A 6,728-nucleotide genomic window follows, 5' to 3' on the forward strand; every position below is an offset into this window, starting at 1 on the left:
AGAATGACAAGATTTTTGTCTTGGCCTTTATTAATTGCTCTTTTTTCTTGGGCAGAACCAAGCCTGGCGGCAGACAGCGCCCCTGAAAAAATTTCAGGATTAGTTCTATACAACCAACTCAAAATTAACGCAGCGACTCAACAACTCCAAATTGAAAGCAACGACGGAAACTCGGACTCTCAATACTATTTGGCGGAAATCATTCGTAAAAAAAGCCGTTACATGGCCCCCGAAGCGCAACATTGGTATGAAAAGGCAGCAGAAAAAGACAATATCTATGCAATGATTCAACTGGGCCGACACAAAAATGACTTTTGTCAGAAGATTGGCAACTGCCCTCCATTCAAGAAAACCCAAGCGGAATGGTTTGCACGAGCTAAAGGATTAGTTCTACCAAAGGCGCAGGAAGGCGATCCCGAATCCTTGTATCTAATGTATGAAATCACTCTTAATCGTGAGTGGTTAGAGAAATCCGCAAACGCAGGATACTCGCTCGCGCAGTACTGGATGGCGGTCAGCGAACGTCAGGGCGAAGGTTTCTTCTTGATTCCTGGAAAACGTGATGCATCTGTAAAAAAATGGCTTTTGCTTTCGTCGGAAGGCGGATATCCAAAAGCAATGATGGATTACCTGGAAATTTTACATAGAGAAGGCGACACAGCAAGTATTCGCCAGTGGCTTGAGTTAGCAGCCCGCAGTGGTTACCAAGTGGCAGTAAGCAGCTATGGTGCCTATATTTCCCACACTCCAGACAAACTGGACTACCCCCTAGATCTAGTTAAAGGTTATGCGCTTTTTACATTGCTTAAAGATCTAGGTGATGCTGGCGGAATCGGAAGATATGTTGAGCGAAAAGGTGAAGAAATTCGCGAGAAAATGACACCAGCACAGATTGAAGATTCAGAAAGAATAGCTAAAGAGTGGAAAACCACTCACCCGCCACTCTCATTTTTTCCGGACAAGCTAGGATATTAACGCCAGTGAGGCCATTTAGATATTTTATTATCGCGACATTTTTAACAAGTGCCACAATTACTTTTGCGTCGCAGCCAGCGCACGAAGTATCTGCAGGCATTATTTTATATAATCAGCTAAAGCTTGATGCAGCCTTTCCTGTATTAGAAAAAGAAGCGCAAGCTGGAAACGTGGAATCGCAATACTACCTAGGCGAAGCGCTAAGAAAGCGAAACCGATACATGACGCCCGAAGCACAGCACTGGTATGAAACGGCTGCGATGAATGGTTCCATATACGCGATGATTCAGCTAGGCCGTAAAAATTCGGATTTGTGCACGATAATGGATAACTGCCCTGCCAGTTCCAAAAGTCCTGCTCAGTGGTTTGCGTATGCTAAAGAACTAGCGTTGGCAAAAGCGAACAGCGGTGACGCTGAGTCTCTATTCTTGATGTATGAAATAACTTTGAATGACGAATGGCTTGAAAAGTCAGCAAACGCTGGTTACCCACTTGCGCAGTATTGGATGGCGGTGAGTGAGCGGCAGGGGAAGGGATTCTTTTTTATCCCTGGGAAACGCGACGAATCGGTCCGAAATTGGTTAAGGCTTTCGTCAGAGGGTGGATACCCTAAAGCGATGAATAACTATCTGGAAATTCTTTACAGGGACGGCGACATGCAAACTGTCCATCATTGGCTAAAAATTGCAGCTGAAACTGGCGAGCAAGATGCCATGAGCAACTATGGTGCTTACATTTCGCATACGCCAGATAAAATTGGCTACCCACTGAATCTAGTCGAAGGCTATGCGATGTTCTATCTAATGAAAGACTTGAATGATGCCGGAGGCATTCAAGATTATGTTGACCGGAAGATAGAAAAAATTGCTGAGAAGATGACACCCGAGCAAATCGAGCAATCAAAAGTTTTCGCAAAACAGTGGAAAGACACTCACCCACCCCTCTCATTTTTCCCTGACAAACTAGGAGATTGACCGCAGCCCCAGCGGTTAGTCGCACAACACCCCGCTTGCATTAACCGGCAGCAAGTGAATCAGCCCGCGTAAATTCAGCTGTTCACCCCTGCCGTTTTCACTAGCTCATCAAACCGGCGCCTTCCAACTCAACATCTGCTGCTGCGCCACCTGCAGCAAATCATTGCCATCCTGCGTCAGCAGGTAAAGCGCATGGGTAATGTGTGGAATGTCCTGCACGTCGGCGTGCTTGAAGCACAGGCAATGCAGGGTTTCGAGCAGGTCGGCGGCGGCGCGGATGCGCTCGACGGCGGCTTCGAGGATGTCTTTCGGGTTGGCTTGGGTGTCGATGAGCAGGGTCGGGGTTTCGGTGACGTTGCTGCTGAGGGGGAGATAGCGGTTTTGTAGCAGTTTGATTATCGGCATAGGTGATTACTCATTGGGTCGAAAGTAACCGCCAGCACTGTGACCAAACAGTGGGAGGCGGACTGTGTGCAGGCTTGGTCAACCGAGAACAACCCCAACTCAGCTCGCCCGAAGGCGTCCTGCACACAGCCGCCACAGCTATGCACCGCACGGACACAGATGTCCGCAGCGCAAATGATGGCACATCTGCAATAAGGGAAGTTATCGGGTGACCAAACCCGCACCACTGATTTTGCAGCGGCAACCGACAATAACCGCCCCGCTCCAGCCGCCGAAAGCAGACAAGGCACCAGCCTTTGTAGGAATTCGCCAAACATCCCGAAGAAAACCACCTCACTCCCTGACAGCCGGCGTTCAGCTCGGTTAACCATCCCTTAACGCCGTGGTCAAAAACTCTACTGAACCGCACGCCCTCAGCCATTCTGGCTGTTGCCCAGTGCGGCAGGTTCGGCTGAATCACGCCGAACGCTAGAACCGCCACTCGGGAGTCCTTTCATGAACATTCGTCCTTTATTGCTCACCGCCGCCCTCGCCTGCACCGCGTTCGCCGGGCTGGCCCAGGCCAATGACACCTCTGCCACTTCCAAAGCCGTGCCGTATGAGTACGGCATGCCGCTGCATGTGGCCAAAGTGGTGTCGTTGACCGAGCCGCCAACGCAACTGTGCAAGGTGGTCACGGCCGACATGAAGTACATCGACAATGCCGGTAAGCCTGAGGAAATCAGCTATCGGAAATTGTCTGACGCGTGCAACTTCCAGAACTGACAGAAACGTCTGATTTGCGGGTTTGCGGTAGGCGTGGGGAGTTTCGGCGGTTATGCTCGGAGCCCTCCTCACTGCCGCAAGGATTCGCCATGCAGTTGTCGTTTCGCACGTTGTCGGGCTTCACGTGTTCGTTGTGTTTTTTGCTGGCGTTGGCCTGGGGTGTTTTCCCGGAGAGGCTGCTGGCGATCTGGAGTATCGAGTATTCCGACGCTGCCGGGTTTGTCGCGCGGCGCAGTGCGGTGCTGTTTGCGGCGTTGGGCGTGATGTTTTATCTGGTGCGCAACGCGCCGCCGTCGCTGGGGCGCAATGCGCTGAGCAACGGGTTTATCGTCGGTTGTTTTGGTTTGGCAGTGCTGGGTTTTGCGGAATGGCTGAACGGCCATGCTGGCCCCGGGATTTTGCTCGCGGTGCTGGTCGAGTTCGCGCTGGGCCTTGGTTTTGTGCAGGCCCGGCGCGTGACGGTCGAACTGGGTGAAACGGTGCGTTAGACGACTCTGGAGCGCGGGCTGTAGTGATGTTGCACAGTTTGCTGGTTCAGATCCGAGCGCAGCCCGGCGATCAGTTCGTTGATTTCACGACAGCCATTGAGGTGGCTGGCGTCGATGCCACTGACCAGCAGATCGACCTGATCGGTCTGGTGATCGCCGAAAACCTTGACGGTCATCGACAAGTCCGGCGACAGCGTGCACTGGCAGCGTTTCGGCAGAAAACTGCTTTCAATGATATTGCGTAGTTCCAAGGCAGACAGAAACATGGCGAAACCCTCTCCTTACTGTGAGATGCCAATCAAGTATTCACGCTGACCGTTGCTGCCCCTGCACGGGTGTGTCCCCGCTGTTTCCCTGGTGCGACAAGCGGTGGTACTGCGAAATGCCCATTGGAGTGTAGGCGCCCAAGGCCGGTGCGCCGCACTGAAAAGACGCATAAATCGTGCCTTTCATCGGTTCATTTTCACCCTCATGAAATCAAGCACTTGGCGGCGGTGCCAGTATTTGGCTACTTGCAAATTGCAAGAATGGCCTCGGCGGGTACTGCAATTTGCAACTCGGCGCTGGTTTGCAATCACGGCCCATGACGGTAAGAATGCCCGTCATCCACCCTACACCCGCACGGAGGCTTCCATGGGTTCTTTACGCGTCTACGCGACCACCGGCTTGTTCATCGCCAGCCTGTCCACCCTCGCCCACGCCGCCAAGCTTGAAGACGTCGCGCCGTACCCGAAGGCTGAAGCCGGGTTCACCCGCCAGGTCATTCACTTGCCCAAGCAAGAGCAGGAAGAGAACTTCCAGGTGGAAATTCTCGCCGGCAAAACCCTTGAAGTGGATTGCAATCGCCAGCGTTTGGGCGGTGTTCTCGATGAAAAGAATCTTGAAGGTTGGGGTTATCCGTTCTATCGACTGGAAAAGGTCATTGGGCCGATGAGTACGATGATGGCCTGCCCGCCCGGCAGCCAGAAGAAACGCGCATTCGTGCCGGTCGTCGGTGACGGTTTCATGCTGCGGTACAACAGCAAGTTGCCGGTCGTGGTGTACGCGCCGTCGGACGTCGAAGTGCGCTATCGCATCTGGTCGGCGTCGGACAAAGTCGGTACAGCCCTGCAGGAATAACCCGAACAAGGAGTTCGCTGCTTGATTACTTGCCACGTCAGATATGTCATCGACCCTTACCAACTGACCGAGTTCGAGGCCTACGCGAAGGCCTGGCTCGGCATCGTCGAGCGCTTGGGCGGCACTCATCACGGCTACTTTTTGCCGTCCGAAGGCGCGAGCAATATCGCTTATTGCCTGTTCAGTTTTCCGTCGCTGACGGATTACGAAAGCTATCGGCACGTTGCGCTGACCGATCAGGAAAGCACCGCACTGGTCGCCAGCCTGGTCGAGAAGAAGTTTATCGTCAGCTACGAGCGCAGCTTCCTGCGCCCCTTGCTGCCGTAGGCCTCATCATGCCGAGACGCCGCACACTGCGGCGCGCTCGGCGACATGGCGCAGGCTATCGAAGTTGATATTGGCGCCCGAGTCGATCGCCACGAATGTCTGCTCGCGCACCCCGGTTCGCGCTACGTACTGCTTGATCCCGGCCACGGCCAAGGCGCCGGAAGGTTCGGTGATCGAGCGAGTATCGTCGTAAATGTTCTTGATCGCCGCGCAGAGGTCGTCGTTGCTGACGGTGATGACCTCGTCGACGCAAAAGCGGCAAACCTCAAACCCGAACGCGCCGATCTGCGCTACCGCCACACCATCGGCGAACGTACCGACATTGGGCAGCACGACGCGCTGATCGGCTTCCAGCGCAGCCTTCAGGCACGCGGAGTGTTCTGATTCGACGCCGATGATCCGCACTTCCGGCCGCAGGTATTTGACGTACGCCGCGATGCCGGCGATCAAACCGCCGCCACCTACCGGGATAAAAATCGCATCCAGCGAACCTTGATGCTGACGAAGGATTTCCATCGCCACGGTGCCCTGTCCGGCGATCACTTCCGGGTCGTCGAACGGTGAAACGAAGGTGCGTCCGCTCTGTTCCGCCAGTTGCAGCGCATGGGCCAGTGCGAACGGGAAACTCTCGCCATGCAGCAGCGCTTCAGCGCCACGACTGCGCACACCCAGCACTTTCAGTTCCGGCGTTGTCGCTGGCATGACGATGGTGGCCACAATCCCCAGCTCGCGTGCTGCCAATGCCACACCTTGCGCGTGATTGCCGGCCGATGCGGTGATCACACCGCGCGCCTTTTGCTCGTCACTGAGTTGCACCAGTTTGTTGTAGGCGCCACGGATCTTGAAGGAGAACGTCGGTTGCAGGTCTTCACGCTTGAGCAGAATCCGGTTGCCCAGCGCCTCCGACAGCGCCGGCGCCGCTTGCAAAGGCGTGCGCACCGCGAGGTCGTACACCGGCGCGGCGAGGATCTTTTTCACGTAGTGCTCAAGCAGGGTTTGCTGATCGGGGCTGTGCGGCATGGTCGTCTCCTGACATTTTTCAAAACCCCGGAGACAGAAAGTAAAAACCCGCCTCTAGGGCGGGTTGGGTGCTGCAGTCGTGAGCTAGCCCGCCAAATAAGGAATGGCGGTAATAATCATTGGCTGGCAGCGCGATACAGTCGAAGTCATGGGCTGGAAATTAGCCTGCAGGCTGGTGGCAAGTCAATGGCCAATTTTGCGCGGTGACGTTAGTCTGGCGACTCTCTCATCACACCACGGAAGGAATGCATGATGTCGATCGCCCTGCCCCTCACGGCTTTGCTCGCGTTTAGCGGTTACACCGTTTCGGTGATGCTCCAAGCCGAACAGTCGTTGATCGATTTTGGCATCAGCCTGATGTCGCGGCCCGACACCGCGCAGGTGGTGATTGATCTGTATCTGTTGGCGACACTCGCCGGGATCTGGATGGTCAAGGATGCGCGGTCGCGTGGGCAGTCGGTCTGGTCGGTGCTGCCGTATTTGTTGCTGACGGCGGTTTTCGTTTCGATCGGGCCGTTGTTGTATCTGGTGGTGCGTGGGGTTCGCGAGCGTCGGAAGGCGGTGGCAAAGTGCAGCCAGATACTATGAACACCTGAAACCCTGTAGGAGTGAGCCTGCTCGCGATAGCGGAGTGTCAGCCAAAGATGAGGTGACT

9 protein-coding genes and 1 pseudogene are annotated in these 6,728 nt (G+C 54.7%); 7 read left to right on the forward strand and 3 right to left on the reverse strand.

Features of this window, described 5'->3' with window-relative positions:
* The first annotated feature begins 3 nt into the window (after positions 1-3).
* Together ACW9IR_RS14460 and ACW9IR_RS14465 are read left to right on the forward strand one after the other, a co-directional pair.
* Entirely contained in the window at positions 4-975 is a 972-nt protein-coding gene (locus tag ACW9IR_RS14460; RefSeq protein WP_110719219.1) for a tetratricopeptide repeat protein, read from the forward strand.
* A complete protein-coding gene (locus tag ACW9IR_RS14465; RefSeq protein WP_457463804.1) occupies positions 921-1,949 on the forward strand; it encodes a tetratricopeptide repeat protein in 1,029 nt (342 codons plus the stop codon). Before ACW9IR_RS14460 ends, ACW9IR_RS14465 begins: the two co-directional genes overlap by 55 nt.
* A 108-nt stretch (positions 1,950-2,057) precedes the next feature.
* On the opposite strand, the gene ACW9IR_RS14470 is transcribed toward ACW9IR_RS14465, so the two are convergent.
* The gene (locus ACW9IR_RS14470; RefSeq protein ID WP_457463806.1) at positions 2,058-2,354 is read right to left on the reverse strand and encodes a hypothetical protein; all 297 of its coding nucleotides are present in this window, start codon (positions 2,352-2,354) and stop codon (positions 2,058-2,060) included.
* 495 nt (positions 2,355-2,849) lie between these two features.
* On the opposite strand from ACW9IR_RS14470, the gene ACW9IR_RS14475 reads away from it, so the two are divergent.
* Positions 2,850-3,119 (forward strand): DUF2790 domain-containing protein, encoded by a 270-nt coding sequence (locus tag ACW9IR_RS14475; RefSeq protein ID WP_016985200.1) that lies wholly within the window; start codon positions 2,850-2,852, stop codon positions 3,117-3,119.
* Between the two features lie 89 nt (positions 3,120-3,208).
* Positions 3,209-3,607, forward strand: a complete 399-nt coding sequence (locus ACW9IR_RS14480) for a hypothetical protein (protein ID WP_026000451.1) — start codon at positions 3,209-3,211, stop codon at positions 3,605-3,607.
* On the opposite strand, the gene ACW9IR_RS14485 is transcribed toward ACW9IR_RS14480, so the two are convergent.
* Positions 3,604-3,873, reverse strand: coding sequence for a DUF1652 domain-containing protein (locus ACW9IR_RS14485; protein ID WP_007912157.1), 270 nt, complete (start codon positions 3,871-3,873; stop codon positions 3,604-3,606). The two genes, ACW9IR_RS14480 and ACW9IR_RS14485, sit on opposite strands and share 4 nt — an antisense overlap.
* A gap of 367 nt (positions 3,874-4,240) precedes the next feature.
* Between ACW9IR_RS14485 and eco the strand changes: the two genes are divergently transcribed.
* On the forward strand, positions 4,241-4,726 hold the full coding sequence (eco, locus tag ACW9IR_RS14490; protein ID WP_110719216.1) for a serine protease inhibitor ecotin: 486 nt from the start codon (positions 4,241-4,243) through the stop codon (positions 4,724-4,726).
* Between the two features lie 21 nt (positions 4,727-4,747).
* Complete coding sequence (locus tag ACW9IR_RS14495) at positions 4,748-5,053, forward strand: NIPSNAP family protein (protein WP_457463809.1); 306 nt, start codon at positions 4,748-4,750, stop codon at positions 5,051-5,053.
* Between the two features lie 30 nt (positions 5,054-5,083).
* On the opposite strand, the pseudogene ilvA reads toward ACW9IR_RS14495, so the two are convergent.
* Positions 5,084-6,073 (reverse strand): annotated as a pseudogene (gene ilvA / locus ACW9IR_RS14500) (threonine ammonia-lyase, biosynthetic); the annotation flags it as partial.
* A 249-nt stretch (positions 6,074-6,322) separates the two neighbouring features.
* Between ilvA and ACW9IR_RS14505 the strand changes: the two are divergent.
* Positions 6,323-6,661 (forward strand): DUF2834 domain-containing protein, encoded by a 339-nt coding sequence (locus ACW9IR_RS14505; protein WP_457463811.1) that lies wholly within the window; start codon positions 6,323-6,325, stop codon positions 6,659-6,661.
* Positions 6,662-6,728 lie beyond the last annotated feature (67 nt).

The organism is Pseudomonas sp. SDT291_1_S447 (assembly GCF_054070155.1).

Excerpts from the sequence above, each read along its gene's own strand:
- ACW9IR_RS14460 (WP_110719219.1), top strand. The coding sequence starts at position 4 with ATGACAAGATTTTTGTCTTGGCCTTTATTAATTGCTCTTTTTTCTTGG.
- ACW9IR_RS14470 (WP_457463806.1), bottom strand. The coding sequence starts at position 2,354 with ATGCCGATAATCAAACTGCTACAAAACCGCTATCTCCCCCTCAGCAGC.
- ACW9IR_RS14475 (WP_016985200.1), top strand. The coding sequence starts at position 2,850 with ATGAACATTCGTCCTTTATTGCTCACCGCCGCCCTCGCCTGCACCGCG.
- ACW9IR_RS14480 (WP_026000451.1), top strand. The coding sequence starts at position 3,209 with ATGCAGTTGTCGTTTCGCACGTTGTCGGGCTTCACGTGTTCGTTGTGT.
- ACW9IR_RS14485 (WP_007912157.1), bottom strand. The coding sequence starts at position 3,873 with ATGTTTCTGTCTGCCTTGGAACTACGCAATATCATTGAAAGCAGTTTT.
- eco (WP_110719216.1), top strand. The coding sequence starts at position 4,241 with ATGGGTTCTTTACGCGTCTACGCGACCACCGGCTTGTTCATCGCCAGC.
- ACW9IR_RS14505 (WP_457463811.1), top strand. The coding sequence starts at position 6,323 with ATGATGTCGATCGCCCTGCCCCTCACGGCTTTGCTCGCGTTTAGCGGT.